Source organism: Nocardia sp. NPDC050712 (assembly GCF_040654295.1).
Lineage (GTDB): Bacteria > Actinomycetota > Actinomycetes > Mycobacteriales > Mycobacteriaceae > Nocardia.
This window is the reverse complement of record NZ_JBFAHT010000002.1, coordinates 466436-488568: the sequence shown is the minus strand read 5'-3', so window position 1 is coordinate 488568 and position 22133 is coordinate 466436. Positions and strand designations below refer to the sequence as shown.

The window sequence follows — 22133 nt, the reverse complement described above, 5'->3', positions numbered from 1 at the left end:
CTATCGAACGCCTAGTTCAGATAGTATTGCTATTTGAATATCCGCGCAATCCCGAAGTCTGGTCCGCAGGATCGGCCGTGCGGTAGCTGTAGTCCTCGCGATCGAAGCGAATGGCCTTGCGGTAGGTCTTCCACAGCGACCACGGGCGGATATAGGGCGACTTACCCTGCGAATTGACGAAGTAGGTGTTGGAGCCCTCGCACCGGGTTTCCAGGTAATACGACAGATTCCGGCCGCTGCGCAACATGTCCTGATGGAACCGCTCCTGCGCCTCGGGCCGGACCTCTACCGCGACCGCGCCCCGGCGGCGGGTTTCGTCGATGACCACGGCGATGTGGCGCATGGCGTTCTCGACGAAGTAGTGGAACGCGGTGCCGGTCCAGGAGTACGGGCCGACCATGATGAACCGGTTCGGGATGCCCGCGACCGCGGTGCTGTAGTAGGCCTTCAGTTCCTCGGTGTTGTAGAACTTGCCGAGGTCGAATCCGTTGCGGCCGATGACCGTTCCGGGTTGATAGCTCTCCGGATCGGAGAACACCTCGTAGCCGGTGGCCAGCACGAGCGCGTCGATCTCGCGCTCGACGCCGTCGACGCCGCGGATGCCGTTCGGGGTGATCTCGGCAATGCCGGCGGTGATCAGCTCGACGTTGTCGCGGTTGAGTGTCGGCAGGTAGTCGCCACCCGCGCCGCCGCGGATGCACACGATGCCGAAGTCGGGGCGCAGGTGCTCGCGAGTCTGCTTGTCGCGCACCTTGTATCGCACCCAGCCCCGGTAGGCATTGCGGCCGAGGGCATCGACGCCCCGCGCGGCCGCCTTCCAGACCGGTGGCGGGGTGAAGACCGCGACGCGCAGCAGCGAGTCGATCACCCCCTGGGCGACGCCGTTGACGAGCGCCGAGCCGCCGGGCAGCGCCAGGAACCGCTGCATCCAGGGCCGCAGCACGAAATCCGGCTTCGGCAGGTAGACCTGTGGCGTGCGCTGATAGATGTCCAGGTGCTGCGCCTGCTGGGCCAGCTCGGGCGCGATCTGCATCGTGCTCGCGCCGACACCGACGATGCCCACCCGCTTACCGGTGAAGTCGTAGTCGTGATTCCACTCCGCCGGGTGCATCGAGACACCCGTGTAGGAGTCCAGGCCCGGGATGTTCGGGCGCGTCTTCGGATTGATGTAGGCGCCCACCGCGCTGATCACGAAGCGGGCGGTGATCGGCTCCCCTGATTCCAGATGTAGTCGCCACAGGGCGTTGTCGTCGTCCCATTCCTCGCGCATGACGGCGGTGTGGAAGCGCATCCGGCGCGGCAGGTCGTAGTCGCCGGCGACCTGCTCCAGATATTCCAGGATCTGGTCGCGCTTGGCGAAGAAGCGATCCCAGTCGGGTTTGCGGGCGAAGGAGAACTGATAGGTGGTGCTCGGAATATCACATCCGGCGTCGGGGTAGCTGTGGGTGTACCAGGTGCCGCCGAGGCCGCCGACCCGGTCGATGATCAGGAAATTCTCGATCCCGATCTCCTGAAGTTTCACCCCGGCGCAGATCCCGCCGATACCCGCGCCGATCACCACGACCTCGTGCTGCGGCTGCTCGGCCGCTGTCGCGCTGCGCTGTCCGGTGTTTCGTGTCATTCGGCACCGTGCCCGGCCCGTTCGCTGCTCGGCACCGCCGAGACATTTCCGTTGGTTGCGACGACTCGCGGCGATGGCGTCGAACTCGCGACGGCGCCGACCCGCCGGCCGAACAGCGGGCCGATCCCGACGAGCCGGTAGGCCGCCCGCCAGACCGGCGGCACCCAGGTGGCGAAGCGCAGGGGCAGGCGCGGCGTGACCGCGATGGTCCAGGTGACCTTCGTCCGGTCCGCGCCGAGGGCGGCGAATCGCATGTCCTCGGCGTACTGGCGCACGAGCAGGTATTGCAGCCAATTCCCGCTCACCACACCGAAAGTGATGCGCTGCTCCGGTTCGTACCGCCAGAACCGCTCGCGTTCGACCCACAGGACGCGCCACGGCCCGAAGACCGAGCCCATTTCACGCACGACACCGCTGCCGCGCACCGGCGAGCCGTAGCGCACGCCGACGCCCGGGAAAGGCAACCAGCTCCAGGCACGATCGTCGTCCACCGCGGTCCACACCGCGGGCAGCGGTGCGTCGAGGTCGCGCTCGATCGTGAACACCAGTGCGGCCGTGTCGAAGACGGTGTCATCGACCGGATGGATCGCCTCGTGTTGAGAATGCAGGACGGAGAGAATGCTCATGCTCGACTCCGGGTCGGGAGGGATGGCAGCACTCGCGAATACGAGCGCTGTGCGGTTCCGGCGCTGCGCCGGTCCTGGCGTGTCGGTTGATGTTCGGCAGATCACGCGCGGACGCGCGGCGCGGTCTCGGCGAGCTGCTGACGGTGCGCGGGCAGGACAGCACGGAGGAACGCGCCGACCTCGGCGATGGCCGCGCGGGCGTCGGGCAGCACGTCCGCGCCCGCATGGAAGACGTGGATGGCGCGATCCCAGATCTGTAGCGTGTGCGCGACCCCGGCTTCCGCGCACCGGCGCGCCAGCGCTTCCGAATCCGCCAGCAGCACTTCGGTATTGCCGACCTGGATCAGCACCGGCGGCAGGCCGGTGAAGTCGTGATTGACCGGCGACCACGCGGGGTCGAGCACGCCGTCGCGGGCGAACCCGCGTTGGACCGGGACCGCCAGCGCTCGTGCCGAGAGCATCGCATCACGGCGATCATTCGGGTGCGCGCGCTTGCCTGCGGGGTCGAAGTCGGCGAACGGCGCGATGGCCGCGATCGCCCCGGGCAGCGGCAGCGCCGCGGCACGGGCGGCCAGCGCCGCCGCGAACGCCAGGCCGCCGCCGGCCGAATCACCGGCGAAGACAATGTGTTCGGCGCGGAAGCCGCGATCCAGGAGCGACCGATAGGCGGTCAGCGTGTCGGCGACGGTGTCGGTGATGTGCCCTTCCGGCAGCTGCCGATAGGCCACGTTGAGCAACGGCAGGCGCGCCGAACGGCCGATGCGGGCCGCGAGGCGGCGGTGGCTGTGCAGTCCCCCGGCGATGAACGCCCCGCCGTGGAAGTAGAGGATCGCGCCCCGTTCGATGTCATCGGGACCGGGATCGTCTCGGTGCCACAGCCATTCGGCGCGGAACCCGGGGAACCGCACCGGCCTGCGCCGGGTGCCGCGCGCCGGCCGCAACGGCACAGCCAGCAGTTCCGCGCGGTTGGCGAGGGCGAAGGCCCGCTGGGGAGCCCACTCGCCGAGCACACACAGACCATCGATCGCGGGCCGCAACGTCACCCGCAGCAAGCCGTGTGCGAGGCGCAGCCGAAGACTGGCACGACTGGCGAGTTCGACAGTCGACCGTTCCATTCGAATCAGCTCCTCGCAGCCGCTGCCACAATCCCACTTTCAGGATTACGACGCTATCTGAATACTGTAAGTATCCTGATGCGGCTTGTCGAGAGGCAGGACAGGAGATGAGGGGTTACCCGGCCAGGCGGTCGGCGCCCCAGCTGCGGTGGACGTAGCCGATCACCCGGTCGAGCTCGGCTCGATCGACCGACGCCAATTCGCCCGGCTCCAAGGGGTCGAAGTGGAAAATGTAGAGGCGAGAAGCGAATTGCTCGAAGGGCAGGGAAGCTTCGCCGAACCGCTCACCGTGGCCGGCGGTGCCCACCACTACGCCGTCGCCCCAATCCTGACCGCTGTCGTTGTTGGGGTTGTAGAAGTAGACCCGCATCTTCTCCTGCGGATCGAGGCCGACTCGCAGCACGGTGATCGCGTGCCAGCCCACGAACCGGGCCGCGCTGTCGGTGACGGCGATCCCGGCGGGCTGCGGGTGGATCAGCGGCTGGTTGCCGTTGTGCATCGGGTGATAGCTGGCGTAGAAGTGGCGGAGGAACTCGTCGACGTCGGTCAGCGCGCCGGTCGCCACCTCGACATTGATGCGGAAACCGCGCCCCGACCACCAGCCGTGGAACTCGGGATTGATCCACCGGTGCGGATCGCCCTCGCGCCCGACGCACCGGCGGCCCATCTCCGCGTAGATGCGATCCAGGTGCGGCACCAACAACAAGGACACCGGGTCCAGATCGTGCGGAAGCGCGGTGGCCATTCCTGGATCGCTGTCGCGCGACGAGATCGGCTGGCCCTCGAAATGCATCACGATCTCGTCGTCGCGGGCGGCCCACGCCAGGGTTTGCAGCAGATAGTCGGGATCGTTGTAGGCCCACATCGACAGGGCCCGAGCCGATTGACAGGTGGGGTTGTCGCCTTGGCCGACACCCAGCGGCAGGCCGAGGATCGACAGCATGCCCGCCAGCAGCCGGGCCCGCGGCTCGGGCGCCGGCCCGAAGACATCGGTCATGCGCTGTCGCGACGAGGGCGACAGACGCAATCCCAGTTGCCGCCACAGCGCGGGCGCGACCGGGGGCTGATAGAGAATGCCGCGTTCCAGCATCAAGGTGAGCCCGTAGATGCACTGGGCCGTCTCGACGTGCACGGCCGCCTCGATCAGGCTGCGCGTCAGTTCGTGGTAGCAGAGCAGGCAATCGCGGCCGGTGTTGGACAACCCCAGCGCCTCGGCGAGCAGGTACTCCCCTTTGCCGAGCAGGAAGCGCAGCAGGACAGCGTGATACGGCGAGACCAGCCCGGTGTCATGCATCGAACGCGCGAACCCCGCCGCCTCGAACTGCAAGGTGCTGTCGTCCATCGTTTCCAGGCGCACGCGGTAGACCTCGACACCCGGATCCTCCCGGCAGGCGTCCGTGGTGCCGTAGAGGCTGCTGATCAGCCGATCCGCGCCGAGCCCGCTGGCGCCCAGATCGATATCGGGATTGCTGCGCGCGACCGCGATCTGGGTGATCATCCGCTTCACCGCTTCGACCTGAATGGGCCGCTGCCGCAGGATTCGCCAGATCTCGTCGACGAGATTCTCCAGCACCTTCTCGTAGCCGACCTCCTCGACCAGGTAGCCGAGCAGATGGCGGGACACCTGGGCCACTCGCCCCTGCTGCGCGCGCTCGGCTTCGTTCGGCGGGCTGAGCAGCATCGGCAGGTTGACCGCCAGCACCTGGGAAAGATGGCCGTGTGCCTGTTCCGCGGAGATCATCGGATGCGCGTAATCGCCTTTGGCGACGGCGAGCAGGCGCAGGTTGCTGACGGTCTCGAGCACGACGGTGTCCGCGTTCGGGCTGCGCAGCGAGCCGGTGCTCAACGACGGGATCAGAATCTGCGGGGACGCCCAATCCGTGCCGAGGAACAGGCCGGCCGCCTCAAGGTCCTGGGCCCGCGACCGCACCGCCGCGCAACCCTCCGGGAGTAGCAGCACCCGGCGCAGTGCGTCGAACACCCGCGCCAGGGTGACCTGCTTGCCGAAATCGCTGGCCTCCGCCAGTGATCGCGTGGCGTCGTCCAGAGTGGCGAGCCGCTTGTCCAAGAAAAGATCCTCCCGCGAGCCGTTCCTGTCGAACGGATCAGATGTAGAAGTCGAGTTCTTCCTGTCGCTTCAGCAGATCCCGCATAGCGTAGGGATCGTCACCGAAGAAGTACAGCAGACCCCAGTGATTACCGAATGCCGTGCGTTTGGACACCTTTTCGGCCTGCGGCGCCGTGAGTTCGTGCGAATCGTAGTATTCGTGATCCTCGGTTTCCGGCGGGAGCACCAATTGGCTGACCACACGCCGTCGCGGATAGACGCCGAAACTTCCGGCATGCCCTTTCGCGTCCACGACCTCGCGCGGGAAGAACGCCGTGATTTCCTCTTCGGTCGTCTTCGGATCGAAGGCCAGCACCAGCGCATGGTAGGCGTTGAATCCGTACGCCCGCTCCAGCAGTTCGAAGACCTTGAAGCCCGGCGGCCGGTACGCGACCTCGCCGAAATACATTTCACCGTCACTGGTGACGAAGTATTCGGGGTGCACGAATCCGAACTCGATATCGAAGGCTTTGATCAGCTTTTCGACCTGCCGGGTGATCTCCGGCCGGTACCGCTCGAGTTCCGGCGTCGCCGGCACGAAGACGGAGTAGCCGAGCCGCACGTACTCGGAGATGTTCAGGAACCGGATCTTGCCCTGGTGCACCCACGCCTCCACCGCGAACTCCCACCCGTCCAGGTGGGATTCCATCAGCACCGGGAACTCCTCGTCCGGGATCGAGTCGATTTCGTCCGCGGTACGAATGACCCGGTGCCCGAGGCATCCGGCCTTGTCGAAGGCCTTGACGTGGATGGGATCGTTGGGATCGCCGTCGAGTTTCAGCAGCGTTTGATTGACCCGCTTCAGGAAACGGACCACGTCGTCGCGATCGTGCGCCTCTTCGAAGATGCCCACCCGGATGCCGCCGAGTTGCGCGCGGCGTTTCATCAACGACTTGTCGCGCAGCAGCATCGCCTGCCCCAGCAGGCGCGGATTGCCGAGCAGGACCGAGTTGATCGCCCCGGCCCATTCCACGGTCTCCTCGAAGATCGGGATCGCGACGTCGACGCCGAGTTCCTTCAGCGTCTCCGCGATTTCCATCGACCGATCGTTGAGCCGCTCGAAATCCCATGGGATATAAGGAATGCCGTGCTCTTCGCAATAATCTTTCGCCCACTCCGGAGCCACCACGATATAGCGGCGATCGAAACGATCGACCGCCTCGACGGCATTCAGACTCCAGCCCAGCAGGGCCACGTAACCTTTATCGGTGTTCCGAACCGGTGATTTCCGCCCTGCAATCGGCAAACCGTTTCCCTTCTCACAACCTCTGGTTCCAGTTCACTGATTCCGAGGCAATTGTTCCCACATCGTCAGGCTTATCGGATACCCATGAAATCCCATAGTCAAACAGGCGTGTTTCCACATGGCTATCGAGATGCTTTGCGACCGAGCCCGATTCGCCGAGGCGGCCGATAGCACATGACATGGCCGCGGACCTTCGGCCGCGGATCGCGCCTGGCGTGGCAGGGTTTCACTGCAGGTCAAGCCCCTACAACGAAGGAGCAGCGATGTCCGCGATCAAGAAGGTTACGGTGCTGGGGACCGGCGTGCTGGGCGCGCAGATCGCCTTCCAGACCGCCTACAGCGGGTTCGACGTCACCGCGTACGACATCAACGACGAAGCCCTGAAAAAGGCCGAGGGCACGCTCGACGGATTGGTCCAGGCCTACAAGGACGACCAGGTCGCCGGCGCGGCCGAGGGCAAGGCGGACCAGGCGCGCACCAGCATCGCCCTGTCCTCGGACCTGGCCGCGGCCGTGGCCGACGCCGATCTGGTGATCGAGGCCATCCCGGAGGTGCTGAGCCTCAAGCAGGACACCTACCGCCGGCTCGGTGAGCTCGCGCCCGCGAAGACGATCTTCGCGACGAACTCCTCGACCCTGCTGCCCAGCGACATGAAGGACGCCACCGGGCGCCCGGACCGCTTCCTCGCCCTGCACTTCGCCAACAAGGTGTGGCAGTTCAACACCGCCGAAGTCATGGGGACCGCCGACACCGACCCCGCGGTGTTCGACACGGTCGTGGCTTTCGCCGGTGATATCGGGATGGTGCCCATCCCGGTCCATAAGGAAAAGGCCGGCTATGTGCTCAATTCGCTGCTGGTGCCGTTCCTGAACGCCGCGGCCGGGCTGGCGGCGGGCGGGTACGCCGAACCGCACGATGTCGACAAGGTGTGGCGGATCGGCACCGGCGCGCCGGTGGGGCCGTTCCAGATGTTCGACATCATCGGCCTCAACACCCCGTACAACATCATGTCCCACGGCGATGCCGAGACGCAGAAGCTGGCGGCGTGGCTGAAGGAGAACTATATCGACAAGGGCAAGCTCGGTGTCAGCAGCGGTGAGGGCTTCTACACCTACGGCAAGTGAGCGCCGCCCGCGGCACGGCGAGTCACTTCTCGCTCTGCCGCGGGCGCAGGATCTCGTCTCCCGCTTCGACATACCGCTCGAACAACTTCGCGACGTCGGCCAGCCGGGACCGGGCCCGCGGGGTGTCGGTGAGGTCGATGCCGTGGTGCAGGACCTCGACGAACCGCCGGGCCCGGCGCTGGCTGGCGGCGAGCAGATTCTCCAGTCCCCCAGTGGCTTCCACGAGCAGACGACGGCTGCCGGGCTGCGGGATCGTGTGGGCCAGGCCCCAGGACACGAGCTCGCGCACCCCGGTGCTGACCGCGCCCGCGCTGGACTCGCTGATCTCGGCCAGGTGATCGAGCCCGACCGGTTCGGTCTCGAGCAGCAGGTGGCCGTAGATGCGGCCGGTGGCGCGGGCCAGATTCCAGGTGGCGAACAGATCGCCGAGCTCGCGGGCGAAGTCGGCGCGCTCGATTCCGCTCATCGCCGGACCTCGGCGAGGAACTCCAGCAGGACCGCGGTGGTCGCGTCGGGGGCGTCCATGGTCACGAGGTGTCCGCCTGCCGGGATGACGTGCTCGGTGACCTGCTCCGCCGTCGCCCAGCGCGGCATCGCGGCGGCGATATTGCCGGTGCGATCGAGCGCGCCGCGAATCAGGCACAGCGGCAATGGAGTTCGGTAGGCGGGATCGGGCCGCACCAGGGTCGCGGCGGCACGCCAGACGTCGAGAAATTCGGGTTTCCCGATCCGGGTGAACGCGTCGGCGGCGTAGGCGCGGGCGGCGGGGGTCGTGGCCGAAGCGTCGGCCATGATTCGGGGCAGTCTGCCTGCCGGGATCGTCCGCAGCATCGGTGCGGCCAGCCGCAAAAGCGCTCGCTCCCAGGTTGAGAGCGGGCCGTAGTTCCAGGTCGAGTCGATCACGACCAGTGCGCTGTAGCGGTCCGGGTCAGCCCTGACAGCAGCCTGGGCGAGGTTTCCGCCGATCGAGTGCCCGACCAGCACCGGCCGCTGGAGGCCTAGGTGGTCGATCAGTGCGTTCAGATCCGACAGCGCACGCTCCGCGGTGAATCCGACCGCGCTCGGCCGGGACGCACCGTGCCCGCGCATATCCCAACCGACAGTGCGGATTCCGGCATCTCGCAACGCCGCCACTTGCGGGTCGAACATGCCGGAATCCAGTCCCGCGCCATGGGTGAACACCACGGCGGGCCCGGGGCCACCGCTGTCGGCGTACCGGATGCCACAGCCTGAAATCTCCACCACTTCAGCCATATTCACAATAATCAGAATATAACAAAGACTGCTGGAGCCGCTCCTCCGATCAGTCGGCGAGATCGAGGGCAGCGCCGACAATGGCATCGTCGTCGATACCGTGATGGCGGTAGACATCCGCGAGCGATCCCGCCTGACCGAACGTGCTGACGCCCAGCGACACGGTGTGCACCTGGTTGATGGTGGACAGGAAGGTCAGGGTGTGCGGATGTCCGTCCAGCACGGTCACCATCGGCGCGGCGCGCTGCGGCGCGAACACCTGATCGAGAATCCATGAGGGCCCGGCGTGCAGGCCACGCCTGGCCTGCGACGCTTCGAACAACAGCCCCGGACTCGTCACACACACGACATCGACATCCACGCCGAGATCCGCGAGCCGGTCTGCGGCAGAAAGGGATTCGGTGACCATCGCACCCATCGCCACCAGCGTGACCATGGGCCGCTCGGCCTTGCGCAGCAGGTACGCCCCGGCGAGCACCTGGCGACGGCGGCGCTGCCGGGCGCTCGGATCCCGCGGCACCGCGGCCAGCGTCTGGTCGACCGGCCGGGTCGACAGGCGGAGATAGGACGAGCTGCCATCGGGTCTGCCCAGCCGCGAAATGGCATCGAGCAGTGTCCATTCGACCTCGATCGCGAACGCCGGCTCGTAGCTGACACAGCCCGGCTGTTCCAGCCCGATCGAGGGCGTCTTGATCGATTGATGCGCGCCGCCCTCGGCGGCCAGGCTCACTCCGGACGGGGTGCCGACCAGAATCGACTGTCCGCCCGCGTAGATGCCGTAGGACCAGGGTTCGAGGGCGCGTTCGACGAACGGGTCGTAGAGCACGCCGATCGGGAACAGCGGTTGCCCCCACCGGCTCCAGGTGGCGCCGAGTTCACCCATCAGGCCGACGAGATTGGTTTCCGCGATACCGAGTTCCATGTGCTGGCCGGTGGGCTTCTCGCGCCAGTGCATGATCGTCTCGGCGTCGTCGTCGAACCAGTCGCGGCGTTCCCGCGGCGACCAGACCCCGACCTTGTTGAGCCAGCCCGCCAGATTCGTGCTGGAACTGACGTCCGGGCTGACGGTAACGATGCGCTTGGCGGCTTCGGGCGCCTGGCGCGTCAGGTCGAGCAGTGCGCGACCGAGCGCGGCCTGCGTGGTGGCGGTGCCCGCGGGGGTTCGGCCGAAGTCGGTAGGCACGGAAGGCGGTGCGACAGCGTCGATCTCGGGGCGACGCAGCCGCTGCGCGGTCGCCCGGCACAGCGCGCCGGCCGCGGACTGCTCGCCGAACCCGGCCCAGGGTGCTTCGGGATTCATCCCCAGGGTCGCGGCCAGCTCGGCGAACTGTTCGACCGTCAGCAGCGAGGAGTGGTTTTGCGGATGCCCCTGCGTCGGAAGGCCGTAACCCTTGATGGTGTAGGCGATGATCACCGTCGGCCGGGTGTCGTCGATCTGCGCGTAGGCGGCGCGCAGCGCGTCCAGATCGTGGCCGCCCAGGTTGCCGATGGCGCGGCGCAGCGTCTCGTCGTCGAGCCCCGCGATCAATTCCGCGATCGCCGATGCACCAGAACCGTTGCCGGGCAGACGGTTCCGCAGCTCACCGGCGTCGCAGCGCAGCAGCCGCTGGAATTCCGGATTCGACATCTCCAGGATCCTGGTGCGCAGTTCGTCGCCACCGGCGCGCGCGAACAACTCCTCGAGCAGCTTGCCGAACCGGACGGTCAGCACCTGCCAGCCGGCCGCGTCGAACATCTTCGCCAGGCGGGACGCGGTGATATTCGGGACCACACGATCCAGTGACTGACGATTCAGGTCGACGATCCAGACGATCTCCCCGAGGTCGGCGACCGAGGAGTCGAGAACGGCCTCCCACACCGCGCCCTCGTCGAGTTCGGCGTCGCCGACCAGCGAGTACTGCCGCCCGGTCCCGGTGCCGCCGATCGCGGCGTTCACGTAGCGGCGGGCGATCGCGCCCCAGATCGGCGCGCTGGCGCCGATGCCGACCGATCCGGTCGAATAGTCCACCGGGTCCGGATCTTTGGCGCGGCTGGGATAGGACTGCAGGCCGCCGAATTCGCGCAGCGTCGTCAGATACCGCTCATCGAGTTCACCGAGCAGATAGTTGATCGCGTGCAGCACCGGCGAGGCGTGCGGCTTGACCGACACCCGGTCGCCGGGCTCGAGCTGTTCGAACCACAGCGAGGTCATGATCGACACCATCGACGCGCACGAGGCCTGATGCCCACCGACCTTGAGCCCGGTCGGGTTCGGGCGTACCCGGTTGGCGTGGTGCACGATTCCGGTCGACAGCCACAGCACGCGGCGCTGGATCTCGTCGAGCGCGTCGAGGCGGATCCGATCGGGGCCGGGCGGTGGCGCCGCGGTGGCTGCGGTCATGGCGACTTCCTGGGAGACGATCACGACGAGGCGTCCTGGGCGGCGACCGGGGTCTCCGGTGGCGCTGGAACAGTCCGCTGGTGTCGAACTGTCGGAAAAGCTCACCACCGACGGCAGCTTTGCGCAATCACTTCGGAATAATTTGAGCAAAATGCACGGGGCTCACCGGCCCGGGTCGATGAAAGCTCAGCGATATGACAACCGGGGCCGGTGGCGCAGGAACCTGGGCGGCCGGGCTGGACGTTGATCGGTAGATAGCTATCACCGACTGGACAGGGAGCACGATGACCGCGAATCCGCTCCGGGTAGCAGCCCGAGTTCTCTCCGGCTCCACCTACGCGATACTCGGCTACGACGCGCTGCGCACACCGGGTGGGCGGACCGACCTGGCCGCACCGACGCTGGCCGCGCTGCGCAAAACCGTGCCGCTGCCCGAAGACGACGAGCTGCTCGTCCGGGGCAACGCCGCGGTGCAGGCCGGTGCCGGCGCGCTGCTGGCCCTGGGCAAATTCCCGCGACTATCCGCGGTCGCGTTGATCGCCTCGATGGTTCCGACGACCGCGGCGGGTCACGCGTTCTGGAAGATCGAGGATCCGGCGGCCCGGAAGTTGCAACGGGTGCAGTTCCAGAAGAACCTCGCCATGATCGGCGGCCTGCTCTTCGCCGTCATCGATACGAAGCCGAAGGCCACCGCACCGGATCCCGCGCCGGATCAGCCGCGATGACCTGCTGATCCAGCTACGCCTGCGGCGAGTGTCCGCCGCGCCGTCTGCTCGTTGTGGGTGAGGTGGTCCTCGACCGCGCGCGCGGCGACTTCGGGGTCGCGCGTGCGGAATGCCGCGATCAGATCCTCGTGGGCGCGCTCGCGACGCGCGTGCTCGCTCGGATCCGGATCGAGAAGCCCGAACCCGATGCGCACGTAGCGTTCCGCGGCGCGCCACAGGGTGGTGAGGACGCGAATGTCCCACACCGTGGCGGCGGGCTCGAGCAGAGCGAGATGGAAAGCGTGATGGCGTTCGTAGATCGCGTCCATACTCTGCTGCTCGTCGCCGAATTCGGCCGCTTGGCGTTCCAGCCGATCGAGCTCGGCATCCGGCAGCAGCAGGCAGGAGCGCCGCGCGATTTCCGGCTCGAGGACACGCCGCAGCCGGTAGACGGCGTGCAGATCATCGAGATCCAAGGGGGCCACGGTCACGCTGCGGCCCGGCCGGATGACGACCAGACCTTCACTGTCGAGGCTGCGCAGCGCTTCGCGAATGGGAATGAAGCTGACGCCGAGCATCGCGGCCAGCTCACGCAACGAGAACTCCTGCCCCGGGGCGAGAGCTCCCGACAGGATCGAGCGCCGCAGCTCGTCGGTCACCTGGGCGACGACCGAACGAGCTTCGATGGGGCGAACCGATGCATTCGAGGGCGCCACAGCGGGATGCCTCACTCTCCAGGTGTGCGAGTCGGACGCCGCACCACCGGCTGAGACCCGCGCTGCGATCGATATCAACTATAACGGAGCACTCGTCACGACTCCGGACCTCTTGCTGTTATCACATATAATTGATAGCGTGTGGCGCAGACCACAGTCACTCCTGCCAGTGCGGTGGCCCTCCTCCCACCCCCCTCCCGCGCCGAGTCGTCCCGGAGACGGATTCCGCCGCGAGCCGGCACACAGAAGGAAGCATCGAATGCGCATCGTCAACGCCGACGACCGGTTGAGCCTGGTCGTCGCCGACGGCATCCTCGACGTCGAGACCGCGAGCGCCGGGCAGTTCTCCCCCGATATCCAAGCCGTCTATCCCCGCTGGGCGGAGTTCCGCGAATGGGCGGCGAGCGATCCGACCGGCACGGTCCGGCCGCTGCCGCAGGACCGGACGATCGGAGCCCCGGCGCCGCGACCACGGCAGGTATTCGCCATCGGGCTGAACTACCGCGACCACGCCGAGGAATCGGGGATGGCCATCCCTGCGGAGTCGATGGTCGTTTTCACCAAGTTCCCATCGGCGATCACCGGGCCGTACACCGCCATCGAGTTGCCGCGCGGGTCGGTCGATTTCGAGGCCGAACTGGTGGCGGTGCTCGGCCGCGACGGACATCGCGTTCCGGCCGCCCGAGCCTGGGACCACGTCGCGGGATTGACTGTCGGACAAGACCTTTCCGAGCGTGAGCTGCAACTCGCGCCGCCGAGTCCACAATTCAGCCTCGGCAAGTCCTATCCGGGATTCGCCCCGATGGGCCCGGCGCTGGTCACCCCGGAGGAGCTCGCCGATCGCGACGACCTCGGGATCGGCTGCCTGCTCAACGGCGAGCAGATGCAGAAGTCGCGCACCGCGAACATGATCTTCTCGATCGCCGACATCATCGCCTACCTGTCCGCGATCGTGCCGCTGTACGCGGGCGACGTCATCTTCACCGGGACCCCGGCCGGCGTCGGATGGGCGCAGGACCCGAAGCGGCTCCTGCAGCCGGGTGACGTACTCACCACCCATATCGACGGCATCGGATCGATGCGTCACCTGCTGACAGCGGGCACCGCGTGAATTCGGCAGCACCCCAACATCTTCGACTCAGCACCACAATTCGATCAGGAGAGTGATCCGGATGCCGGCCAAGCCGAAATTCGCCCACGTCGTATTCCAGACCGGGCAGCCCCAGCAGATGCGCGATTGGTACTGCACGGTGCTCGACGGCCACGTGGTCTATCAGGACCAGGCGCTGTGCTTCATCACCTTCGACGACGAGCACCACCGCGTCGCCCTGCTGACACCGCCGGTGCCGCAGCAGCGCAAGAGCCCGACCACCGCAAGCGTGCACCACGTCGCCTACACCTTCGAACACCTCGACGACCTGTTGAGCCGCTACGAACTCCTGCGCGACCAGGGCGTTACGCCCGCGGTCTGCATCGCGCACGGCGTGACGACATCGCTGTACTACCAGGACCCCGACGGCAATTTCGTCGAGATGCAGATCGACAACTTCGCCGCACCCGAGGACGCCACGGCCTACATGCTCGGCCCGGAGTACGCGGGCGACTCGGTCGGGCCCGGGTTCGACCCCGAGGCGATGCTGACCGCGCGTCGTGGCGGCGCCACGGTGGACGAGCTCACGAATCGGGCCTGGTCGTTGCCGGCCGGGTTGCCGGATCCGCTGTCGGTCCTGCTCGGCACGCCCTGAAACCCCATGAGCGACACCGCATGCCTACTGTGCGCCATGGAGCGGGCAGCCGACGCCTCGATCGTGTTCCGGGACGAACTCTGGGCCGGTGAGGTGGTGCCGGGCATGGAGGTGCCCGGCTGGATCGTGCTGCGGGCGCGCCGCCACGCGGAACGCATCACCGGACTGAGCGCGGCCGAACTGGACTCCCTCGGCCACCGCGCCCGCGACCTGGTCGCCGCCGTCACCGAGGTCACCGGCGCACCCGCCACCTACCTGCTCGTCTTCGGCGAGAACCACGCCCACTTCCACGCGCTCATCGCCGCACGCGGCGAACACATTCCGGCCGACCGGCGCAACGGCGACATCCTGAAACTGCGTGCCGACCACGCCGATCCGGCCGCCGCGGCCGAGTTGGTCCCGGCGATCCGGCGCGCATACCTGAGGCACGCGAATTCCGCGGCGCTACGTTAGGAGCAAGACCATGACCTACCTCGAAGCCGGCGATCGAGCCGCCACCTTCGTCTCGCACGCCTACGCCGAGCACCTCGTCGACCTCGGCGAAGTACGGCTCAACTACAGCGTTCTCGGCGATGCCGCCAACCCGCCGATCTTGCTGATCCCGGGCCAATCCGAATCGTGGTGGGGCTACGAGAGCGCTATGCCGTTGCTGGCCGAGCACTTTCACGTCTTCGCCGTCGACCTGCGCGGCCAAGGACGATCGACCTGGACGCCGGGGCGCTACACCGTCGACAACATGGGCAACGATCTGGTCCGGTTCATCGACCTCGTCATCGGCCGGCCCACCCTGGTGAGCGGGCTGTCCTCGGGTGGAGTGCTCGCCGCCTGGCTGGCGGCCTACGCCAAGCCCGGCCAGGTTCGCGCGGTGGTCTGTGAAGACGCACCCTTGTTCGCGTCCGAGGCCCGCACCTCCTGTGGTCAACCGATCAATCAGGGGCTGGGCCCGCTGTTCACGCTGTGGAGCAAATGGCTCGGCGACCAGTGGTCGATCGGCGATTGGCAGGGCTTCCAGGCCGCCGTGCCGAGCATGATTCCGCTCCCCCTGTTGCAGGCGCTCCCCGCGATGATGCCGCCGGAGCCGGGCGCTGCCCCGGCGGACGGGCCGCCGCAGAACCTGCGCGAGTACGACCCCGAGTGGGCACGCTCCTTCGTCAGCGGCCGCGCCACCGAAAGCTGCGACCAGGCAACAATGTTGGCGAACATCAAGGTGCCGATGCTGTTCACCCATCACTTCCACCGGCGCGACGAGCAGAGCGGGATGGAGGTCGGGGCGATCTCCGATATCCAGGTCGACCGCGTGCGCTCCTTGGTGACCGCGGCCGGGCAGGACTTCACCTACCGGTCCTTCCCGGAGATGCCGCACTCGATGCACACACATCAGCCGGAGCTGTATACCGCGACGGTCACCGAATGGGTTGCGGGCCTGGGCCAGTCGGCGGTCGAGTACTCCGAATCCGTGGCACATTCATGACCGAATCCCGATCGCGGACGTCGCGCGCCCCGGTTCTCATCGTGGGCGGTGGCCCCACCGGTTTGGCCACCGCACTCGAATTGGCCCACCACGGCATCGGTTCCATCGTCATCGAGCCGCGCACCGAAGTCTCCTGGCTGCGCCCGCGGGCGAAGACGACCTCGACGCGCACGATGGAGCACTTCCGCCGCTGGGGCATCGCCGGCACCGTGCGGACGCGGGCGCCGCTGCCCCAATCCTGGTCCGACGAAGTGGTTTTCTGCACGACGCTGCTCGGGCGGGAGATCACCCGATTCGATCGCTGCTTGGCGCTGGATCTGATCCATGACGATCTCGTCGCCGAAGGCGGACAGCAAGTTCCGCAACCCCTGGTCGAGCTGGTCATGCGGGAGAAGATCGCGACACTCCCCCCGATCCGATTGCGCACCGGCTGGACGGTTGTCGCCGTCGCGCAGGATCAGGACGGCGTGACCGCCCGAATCCAGGATGGCTCAGGCGGTGCCGAGACGATCTCGGCCGCCTACCTCGTCGGGTGTGATGGTCCGCGAAGCCTGGTCCGCGACAGTATCGGCGCGAAACTCGAAGGCGGCGCCGACAACCGGCCGAACTTCAACGTCGTCTTCCGTTCGGAAACCCTGGCCGGTCGCATGGGTTACGGCAACGCTGTCCACTACTGGGTTCTGAACCCTGAGCAGCCCGGTCTCGTGGGGCGGCTGGATTTGCGAGACCAGTGGTGGTGCGTGCTCATGGGAGTCGATCCCGAGCAGGGCAACGCCGACCCGGCTCGCCTGGTACGCAACCTGATCGGAGACGATCGGTTCCCGCTCGAGGTGCTGGCCACCGACCCCTGGCGGGCGCGAATGCAGAACGCCGACCGCTATCGATCCGGTCGGATATTCCTGGCCGGCGATGCGGCACACCAGAATCCGCCCTGGGGCGGCCACGGATTCAACACCGGAATCGGTGACGCGGTCAACCTCGGCTGGAAACTGGCGGCGGTACTGCACGGCTGGAGTCCCGAAGCACTGCTGGACACCTACGAACTCGAGCGCCGCCCGGTCGCGGCCGAAACCATCGCGGTGGCCGCGCGGAACATGGCGACCCTGGGGCCCGAACTGTCGGACCCGCGACTCCTCGGCACCGACGAAGAATTCGCCGCGGCCCTGTCGGCCGTGCGGGACGCGACGCAGCGCTCCAAGTCCGGCGAATTCCACAGTCTCAGGTTGGTATTGGGTACGTCCTACGCCGACTCCCCGATCGTCGCCGAAGACGAACTCGACTGCCCCCGTATGGATCCCGATGCCGACTATCTGCCCAGCGCGGCCCCCGGGCATCGCCTCCCCCATGTCTGGTTGCGTGCCGATCAATCCTTATACGACCTGCTCGGAACCGAATTCAGCCTGGTCGGTTCGATGGATGCGGCAGCTGGACGAGCGTTGGTCACCGCCGCCGAGAGTCTCGGCGTCCCGCTGACCGTCGTCGAACTGCACCGCGACCTGGCCTTGCGCCTCTTCCAGGCACCGCTCGTGCTGGTGCGTCCGGACCAGCACGTCGCGTGGCGCGGATCCAGCATCACCGATCCGGCGAGTCTGCTCAAACGCCTGGTCGGCGAATTACGCACTGCCGCCGATTCATTCGATCGCCGCGCAGCGCCGTTGGATGCGGTGGCCTCGGACGGGTGATCGCATACGCCCGGCGACTCAGGTGAAGCGCAGCAGCATGGTCTTGCTGGTGCTCCCGGGCGCGTCGATGAGGCCGGCGCGGGCGACCTCGATGAAACCCATCCGTTCGTACAGGTGCCGGGCGGGATTGCCGGCGTCGACGCTCAGGCAGATGCCCGGGTAACGCGTTGCGGCGTCGGCGAGCAGGCGAGTGAGCAGAGCCGTGCCCAGCCCGGTGCCACGAGCGGCGGGAATCGTCGCGATCGCCAGTTCGGGGATGTCGTCGGCGACGTACCCATAGCCCGCGTTCGCCTTGTCCAGCAACCGAACCCAAGCCGCACCCCGCAACTCTTCGCCGTCGCCGCCCACCACACCGAGATCCCCGGCCTCCGCCCAACCTTCGAGATACCGCGACAGTTCCGGAACGGCCCGCAGCTGATCGGGTTCGAGCAACCCGCGCTTCGACGCGTGGGACGCCTCGTACAGCATCGCCCACAGGAACGGCTCGTCGTGCGGTTCGGCCCCGCGCAGGACCAGCACCATGATGACCGCCTTCCTCGAATCCACTGCTGAGTACACTCTGCCGGATGCTGTCGTCCACAAACCATTTCGGTCGAGCAGCGTGAAACGGGTCGTCGTCCTCGGGCGCGGTGGTGCGGGCAAATCGACCTTCGCCCGCCGCCTCGCCGCGCTGAGCGGACTGCCGGTCATCGAACTCGACAAACAGTTCTGGCCACCGGATCTGACACCGCTACCAGCGCAGCAGTGGCGAGCGATCCAGCACCGGCTCATCGCTTCGAACGAATGGATACTCGACGGCGACCTCGGCCCGTTCGACGTGCTCGATGTGCGACTGCGAGCCGCCGACACCATCATCGTGCTCGACTTCGCCTTCACGATCTGCGCTTGGCGCGCACTACGCCGCTCCCGCGAGAACCTCACCTTCTGGCGCTGGCTGATCGGCTACCGCCGGCACAGCCTTCCCCTGATCACCTCCGCGATCGCACAGCACGCCCCCGAGGCGACCGTGCGCCTGCTCCGGCACCCCCGCGACGTCGAGCGCTTCCTCAGCGGAAACCGGCCGCCTCCTGACGGCGCGCCCGCCCCTGACCGGAGATTCACGTAGCAGGCGCTCGGCGGCATCCAGCGAGCGGCATCGTCGCGCGGCGGACGTGATGCGAGAAGACTGTTGTATGGGACTCGGGGTCCCATATATCCTCGAAGTGAGACACCGGCCACTTGCTACGCCTGGTCGGCCCGAACGAGGAGATATCGATGACGCTGTCGCGATCGGTTGGGGAACTGTTCGACCAGGACTACCGGGACGCGCTGGCGACCCTGTCCGAGGGTTCGGTTCACCGCAGCTTCGATCCCTACCGGGACATCGACTGGGACGCACCGGAATTCGCCATCGATCCCGACGATCCGCGCTGGGTGCTGTCACCGGAATACGATCCGCTCGGCGCGACGGCCTGGTATCAGGCGCTGCCGCTGGACCGGCAGATCGAGATCGGCAAATGGCGGATCGCCAATGTCATCAAGGTCGGCGCGGCCTTCGAGAGCGTGCTCATTCGCGGAATGATGCAGTACATCATGAAGTTGCCCAACGGTTCTCCCGAGTTCCGGTACTGCCTGCACGAGATGACCGAAGAGTGCAACCACATCCAGATGTTCCAGGAGCTGGTCAATCGCATCGGCGTCGACGTGCCCGGTATGCGGCGGGCGTTCAAGGCCCTCTCGCCCTTTATCGGAGTGGCGGGCGGGTACGCGCACGTCATCCTGTTCATCGGCATTCTCGGCGGCGAGGAGCCGATCGACCACTACCAGAAGGCGCTCATCCGCGATGGCGACGCGGTGCCGCCCGCGGTGCTGCGCACCATGGAGATCCACATCGCCGAGGAGGCGCGGCACATCTCCTTCGCGGGCGAGTTCCTCGCGGCGCATCTGGCGCGGATGAGTGCCCCGTCGAAAGCTGTGTGCGCCTTGGCCTTCCCGCTCGCGATGCGCTGGCTGGCCGGGGAGATCATGTCCCCGCCGCGCTCGTTCGCGCGGCAGTTCGAGATCCCCGAGGAGGTCATACGCGACGCGTTCTGGGGCGCGCCGCAGTCGCGCCGCATCCTGTCGGGCTATTTCGCCGATATGCGCAAGCTCGCCACCGATCTGGGGCTGATGAACCCGGTCACCAAACCGCTGTGGTCGCTGCTGCACATCGGCGGCGCGCCGTCGCGATACCGCAGCGAGCCCGAACGGGGGACCCGGCGCACGGCGTGATCACAAGGCCGCGGCGAGGTCCCTGAGCACTTCGAGCAGGGGCCGGTCCGGGTCCAGGGCGAGATCGTGCTCGCGGGCGACGGCATCGACCACGCTCCACGCGTATCCGGCCACGGTGACGATCAGGGCGGCCCGGCTCAGGGCCGGGGCGGGGTCGCGGGTCCACCGGGTCACGGTGGCCTCGACCATGGACACGATGGCGAAAGTCATGGTGTCGACGGCCGGTTCGTCGACGACGCCGACCACCCCGGCCAGGCCCGAGACCAGCTCGCGCGTGCGCGCCGCGGTGGCGGTGGCGAGACTGGTGGCCGCGTCGATGTCGTCCGGATCGCCGACCGCCGGACCCTTGCGCAGGAAATCGTGCAGGCGCTGGTGGTTCTCGAACCAGTCCACCACCGCGTCCACCACGCGGGTGAGGATGTCGCGAATCGACCCGAGCGCCACGTTCAGCGCTTCGTCGAGGGTGTCGGTGAACTGCTCACCGATGGCCGTCCGCACCCGCCGATCCAGGTCGTCGCGGCCGGAGAACTGCCGGTACACCACCGATTTGGCCAAACCGGCCCGTTCCGCGATCTGCTGCATCGAGATCTCGCCGCCACCCGGCGTCTCCTCCAGCAGCGCGATGGTCGCCGCGACTATCTGGCCCTGCCGGGTCTCGTTGTGCGGCTGCCACCGGGCCTGCCGCCCACCCGGGGCGGTCGACGCGGCTGATCCGGCGCTCGGCACCGTCCGAGTCTAATCGCCCGCACGGCCGCCGGCGCCTACCGGCCGCCTGCGGGAACCCGGGCGCGGAAGCGGGCCGCCTCACTGTCGGCCGCCCGCACGGCCCGGTCCGCCTCGCCGCGGTACGGCCCCGGCTTCGGGCGCGGTTCGCCGCCGGGAAAGGCCAGGCGCGCCAGACTGCGGTGCACCATCCACCACTGCTGGAGCAGCGGCCCGGCGTTGTAGGGCAGCTGGTAGCGCTCGCAGATCTCTTTGACCTTCGGCGCGATCTCGGCGTAGCGACTGCTCGGCATATCCGGGAAGAGGTGGTGTTCGACCTGGTAGCCGAGGTTTCCGCTGAGGATGTGGAACAGCGGGCCGCCTTCGATGTTGGCCGCGCCGACCAGCTGCCGTCCGTACCAGCTGCCCCGGCTCTCGTTCTCGGCCTCTTCCTGGCTGAAGGTGTAGGCCTGGTCGGGGAAATGCCCGCAGAAGATGATGCCGTGCGCCCACACGTTGCGGATGATGTTGGCGGTGAAGTCGGCTGCCGCCGTCGCCAAGAAGGTGCGCTCGGCGCCGGGCAGCGCCCGATCCAGCACGTTCGCGACCGCGCCGGCCCGCCGCCCGCCCAGCGCGCGCAGGCGCCGGCCGACCCTCGAGGTGCCCGGCTGCGGCAGACGGCCACGCGCCACCAGTTGGGCCGCGCCGAACGCCGCCGCGCTGACCAGCGGCCAGCCCACGTAGTCCTTGATCACCTGGGCCCGCGCCTTGACTCCGATGCCCTTCAGGTCGCGCAGCATCTCGGCGCGCGACTTCTCACCCCGGCGTATGGCCTCGAGGTCCAGGTCGTGCAGCGCCACACCCCATTCGAAGAACGCCATGAGCAGCACGTTGTAGAGCGGCTGGGCGAGATAGACCGGACTCCATTTCTGGTTCGGGTCGATCCGCATGATCTCGTAGCCGAGATCCTTGTCCTTGCCGAGGATGTTGGTGAAGGTGTGGTGGACGAAATTGTGTGAGTGCTTCCAGGATTCCGCGGTGGAGGCGGTATCCCAGTCCCACACCGCCGAGTGGATGGCGGGATCGTTCATCCAATCCCATTGGCCGTGCATGATGTTGTGGCCGATTTCCATGTTCTCCAGAATCTTGGCCAGACCCAGGCAGGCCGTGCCGGCCAGCCACGCCGGTTTGGACGCCGAGGCGAGCAACAGCGCCCGCCCCGCCGCGGCCAGCTGGCGTTGCGCCGAGATCACCGAGGTGATGTAGCGGCGGTCGCGATCGCCCAGATCGGCGTAGACCTCGGCGTGGATGGCGTCGAATTCCTTTGCCAGTTCCGCCAATTGCTCGTCGCTCAGGTGTGCGAGCGGGCTCTGCGCTGATGTCGTCATGG

General features: G+C 67.3%; 21 protein-coding genes. 9 read left to right on the top strand and 12 right to left on the bottom strand.

What is annotated here, in order from left to right:
* Positions 1 to 16: 16 nt before the first annotated feature.
* The 5 genes from AB0H76_RS12655 to AB0H76_RS12635 all read right to left on the bottom strand — a co-directional run bounded on the left by AB0H76_RS12655 (position 17) and on the right by AB0H76_RS12635 (position 6508).
* A complete protein-coding gene (locus AB0H76_RS12655) occupies positions 17 to 1621 on the bottom strand; it encodes an NAD(P)/FAD-dependent oxidoreductase (protein WP_357321734.1) in 1605 nt (534 codons plus the stop codon).
* Entirely contained in the window at positions 1618 to 2247 is a 630-nt protein-coding gene (locus AB0H76_RS12650) for an SRPBCC family protein (RefSeq protein WP_357321732.1), read from the bottom strand. The genes AB0H76_RS12655 and AB0H76_RS12650 overlap by 4 nt, the downstream gene beginning before the upstream one ends.
* Positions 2248 to 2348: 101 nt before the next feature.
* The gene (locus AB0H76_RS12645; protein WP_357321730.1) at positions 2349 to 3362 is read right to left on the bottom strand and encodes an alpha/beta hydrolase; all 1014 of its coding nucleotides are present in this window, start codon (positions 3360 to 3362) and stop codon (positions 2349 to 2351) included.
* A gap of 115 nt (positions 3363 to 3477) precedes the next feature.
* Positions 3478 to 5430, bottom strand: coding sequence for a hypothetical protein (locus AB0H76_RS12640; RefSeq protein ID WP_357321726.1), 1953 nt, complete (start codon positions 5428 to 5430; stop codon positions 3478 to 3480).
* A gap of 37 nt (positions 5431 to 5467) precedes the next feature.
* A complete protein-coding gene (locus AB0H76_RS12635) occupies positions 5468 to 6508 on the bottom strand; it encodes a carboxylate--amine ligase (protein ID WP_357326138.1) in 1041 nt (346 codons plus the stop codon).
* A gap of 470 nt (positions 6509 to 6978) precedes the next feature.
* On the opposite strand from AB0H76_RS12635, the gene AB0H76_RS12630 reads away from it, so the two are divergent.
* The gene (locus AB0H76_RS12630) at positions 6979 to 7839 is read left to right on the top strand and encodes a 3-hydroxyacyl-CoA dehydrogenase (RefSeq protein ID WP_357321724.1); all 861 of its coding nucleotides are present in this window, start codon (positions 6979 to 6981) and stop codon (positions 7837 to 7839) included.
* Between the two features lie 22 nt (positions 7840 to 7861).
* On the opposite strand, the gene AB0H76_RS12625 is transcribed toward AB0H76_RS12630, so the two are convergent.
* From AB0H76_RS12625 to AB0H76_RS12615, 3 genes are read right to left on the bottom strand one after another with little or no spacing between them, the layout of a single operon-like run.
* Positions 7862 to 8305: a transcriptional regulator gene (locus AB0H76_RS12625; RefSeq protein ID WP_357321721.1), complete on the bottom strand. Its 444-nt coding sequence runs from the start codon at positions 8303 to 8305 to the stop codon at positions 7862 to 7864.
* Positions 8302 to 9093, bottom strand: coding sequence for an alpha/beta hydrolase (locus AB0H76_RS12620; RefSeq protein WP_357321718.1), 792 nt, complete (start codon positions 9091 to 9093; stop codon positions 8302 to 8304). Before AB0H76_RS12620 ends, AB0H76_RS12625 begins: the two co-directional genes overlap by 4 nt.
* A gap of 49 nt (positions 9094 to 9142) precedes the next feature.
* Positions 9143 to 11473, bottom strand: coding sequence for a pyruvate dehydrogenase (locus AB0H76_RS12615; protein WP_357321716.1), 2331 nt, complete (start codon positions 11471 to 11473; stop codon positions 9143 to 9145).
* 284 nt (positions 11474 to 11757) lie between these two features.
* Here AB0H76_RS12615 and AB0H76_RS12610 point away from each other — a divergent pair, with 284 nt between their 5' ends.
* A complete protein-coding gene (locus AB0H76_RS12610) occupies positions 11758 to 12198 on the top strand; it encodes a DoxX family membrane protein (protein WP_357321713.1) in 441 nt (146 codons plus the stop codon).
* On the opposite strand, the gene AB0H76_RS12605 is transcribed toward AB0H76_RS12610, so the two are convergent.
* Positions 12186 to 12836, bottom strand: a complete 651-nt coding sequence (locus AB0H76_RS12605; RefSeq protein WP_357321710.1) for a GntR family transcriptional regulator — start codon at positions 12834 to 12836, stop codon at positions 12186 to 12188. The two genes, AB0H76_RS12610 and AB0H76_RS12605, sit on opposite strands and share 13 nt — an antisense overlap.
* Before the next feature lie 316 nt (positions 12837 to 13152).
* Here AB0H76_RS12605 and AB0H76_RS12600 point away from each other — a divergent pair, with 316 nt between their 5' ends.
* The 5 genes from AB0H76_RS12600 (at position 13153) to AB0H76_RS12580 (ending at position 17791) form a co-directional block, all read left to right on the top strand.
* A complete protein-coding gene (locus tag AB0H76_RS12600) occupies positions 13153 to 14004 on the top strand; it encodes a fumarylacetoacetate hydrolase family protein (RefSeq protein ID WP_357321707.1) in 852 nt (283 codons plus the stop codon).
* 61 nt (positions 14005 to 14065) lie between these two features.
* Positions 14066 to 14638, top strand: a complete 573-nt coding sequence (locus tag AB0H76_RS12595) for a VOC family protein (protein ID WP_357321705.1) — start codon at positions 14066 to 14068, stop codon at positions 14636 to 14638.
* Between the two features lie 6 nt (positions 14639 to 14644).
* Positions 14645 to 15091 carry a hypothetical protein gene (locus AB0H76_RS12590; RefSeq protein WP_357321702.1) on the top strand — a complete coding sequence of 149 codons (447 nt, stop codon included), beginning with the start codon at positions 14645 to 14647 and terminating at the stop codon, positions 15089 to 15091.
* Positions 15092 to 15101: 10 nt separating this feature from the next.
* On the top strand, positions 15102 to 16109 hold the full coding sequence (locus AB0H76_RS12585; protein ID WP_357321700.1) for an alpha/beta hydrolase: 1008 nt from the start codon (positions 15102 to 15104) through the stop codon (positions 16107 to 16109).
* On the top strand, positions 16106 to 17791 hold the full coding sequence (locus AB0H76_RS12580; protein ID WP_357321697.1) for an FAD-dependent monooxygenase: 1686 nt from the start codon (positions 16106 to 16108) through the stop codon (positions 17789 to 17791). Before AB0H76_RS12585 ends, AB0H76_RS12580 begins: the two co-directional genes overlap by 4 nt.
* 18 nt (positions 17792 to 17809) lie before the next feature.
* Here AB0H76_RS12580 and AB0H76_RS12575 read toward each other — a convergent pair whose 3' ends face one another.
* Entirely contained in the window at positions 17810 to 18337 is a 528-nt protein-coding gene (locus AB0H76_RS12575) for a GNAT family N-acetyltransferase (protein WP_357321694.1), read from the bottom strand.
* Between the two features lie 55 nt (positions 18338 to 18392).
* Here AB0H76_RS12575 and AB0H76_RS12570 point away from each other — a divergent pair, with 55 nt between their 5' ends.
* Together AB0H76_RS12570 and AB0H76_RS12565 are read left to right on the top strand one after the other, a co-directional pair.
* Positions 18393 to 18896: an adenylate kinase gene (locus tag AB0H76_RS12570; RefSeq protein WP_357321692.1), complete on the top strand. Its 504-nt coding sequence runs from the start codon at positions 18393 to 18395 to the stop codon at positions 18894 to 18896.
* 149 nt (positions 18897 to 19045) lie between these two features.
* On the top strand, positions 19046 to 20041 hold the full coding sequence (locus tag AB0H76_RS12565; protein WP_357321691.1) for a diiron oxygenase: 996 nt from the start codon (positions 19046 to 19048) through the stop codon (positions 20039 to 20041).
* Here the strand turns inward: AB0H76_RS12565 and AB0H76_RS12560 are convergent, their stop codons facing one another.
* Together AB0H76_RS12560 and AB0H76_RS12555 are read right to left on the bottom strand one after the other, a co-directional pair.
* A complete protein-coding gene (locus tag AB0H76_RS12560) occupies positions 20042 to 20767 on the bottom strand; it encodes a TetR/AcrR family transcriptional regulator (protein WP_357321688.1) in 726 nt (241 codons plus the stop codon).
* Between the two features lie 35 nt (positions 20768 to 20802).
* On the bottom strand, positions 20803 to 22131 hold the full coding sequence (locus tag AB0H76_RS12555; RefSeq protein ID WP_357321685.1) for an acyl-CoA desaturase: 1329 nt from the start codon (positions 22129 to 22131) through the stop codon (positions 20803 to 20805).
* Positions 22132 to 22133 lie beyond the last annotated feature (2 nt).

Bases quoted from the DNA above. Each gene is read 5' to 3' on its own strand.
- AB0H76_RS12645 (WP_357321730.1), bottom strand. From the start codon at position 3,362: ATGGAACGGTCGACTGTCGAACTCGCCAGTCGTGCCAGTCTTCGGCTG.
- AB0H76_RS12635 (WP_357326138.1), bottom strand. From the start codon at position 6,508: ATGGAAATCGCGGAGACGCTGAAGGAACTCGGCGTCGACGTCGCGATC.
- AB0H76_RS12555 (WP_357321685.1), bottom strand. From the start codon at position 22,131: ATGACGACATCAGCGCAGAGCCCGCTCGCACACCTGAGCGACGAGCAA.
- AB0H76_RS12650 (WP_357321732.1), bottom strand. From the start codon at position 2,247: ATGAGCATTCTCTCCGTCCTGCATTCTCAACACGAGGCGATCCATCCG.
- AB0H76_RS12590 (WP_357321702.1), top strand. From the start codon at position 14,645: ATGAGCGACACCGCATGCCTACTGTGCGCCATGGAGCGGGCAGCCGAC.
- AB0H76_RS12565 (WP_357321691.1), top strand. From the start codon at position 19,046: ATGACGCTGTCGCGATCGGTTGGGGAACTGTTCGACCAGGACTACCGG.
- AB0H76_RS12620 (WP_357321718.1), bottom strand. From the start codon at position 9,093: ATGGCTGAAGTGGTGGAGATTTCAGGCTGTGGCATCCGGTACGCCGAC.
- AB0H76_RS12595 (WP_357321705.1), top strand. From the start codon at position 14,066: ATGCCGGCCAAGCCGAAATTCGCCCACGTCGTATTCCAGACCGGGCAG.
- AB0H76_RS12600 (WP_357321707.1), top strand. From the start codon at position 13,153: ATGCGCATCGTCAACGCCGACGACCGGTTGAGCCTGGTCGTCGCCGAC.
- AB0H76_RS12615 (WP_357321716.1), bottom strand. From the start codon at position 11,473: ATGACCGCAGCCACCGCGGCGCCACCGCCCGGCCCCGATCGGATCCGC.
- AB0H76_RS12625 (WP_357321721.1), bottom strand. From the start codon at position 8,305: ATGAGCGGAATCGAGCGCGCCGACTTCGCCCGCGAGCTCGGCGATCTG.
- AB0H76_RS12630 (WP_357321724.1), top strand. From the start codon at position 6,979: ATGTCCGCGATCAAGAAGGTTACGGTGCTGGGGACCGGCGTGCTGGGC.
- AB0H76_RS12580 (WP_357321697.1), top strand. From the start codon at position 16,106: ATGACCGAATCCCGATCGCGGACGTCGCGCGCCCCGGTTCTCATCGTG.
- AB0H76_RS12585 (WP_357321700.1), top strand. From the start codon at position 15,102: ATGACCTACCTCGAAGCCGGCGATCGAGCCGCCACCTTCGTCTCGCAC.
- AB0H76_RS12610 (WP_357321713.1), top strand. From the start codon at position 11,758: ATGACCGCGAATCCGCTCCGGGTAGCAGCCCGAGTTCTCTCCGGCTCC.
- AB0H76_RS12655 (WP_357321734.1), bottom strand. From the start codon at position 1,621: ATGACACGAAACACCGGACAGCGCAGCGCGACAGCGGCCGAGCAGCCG.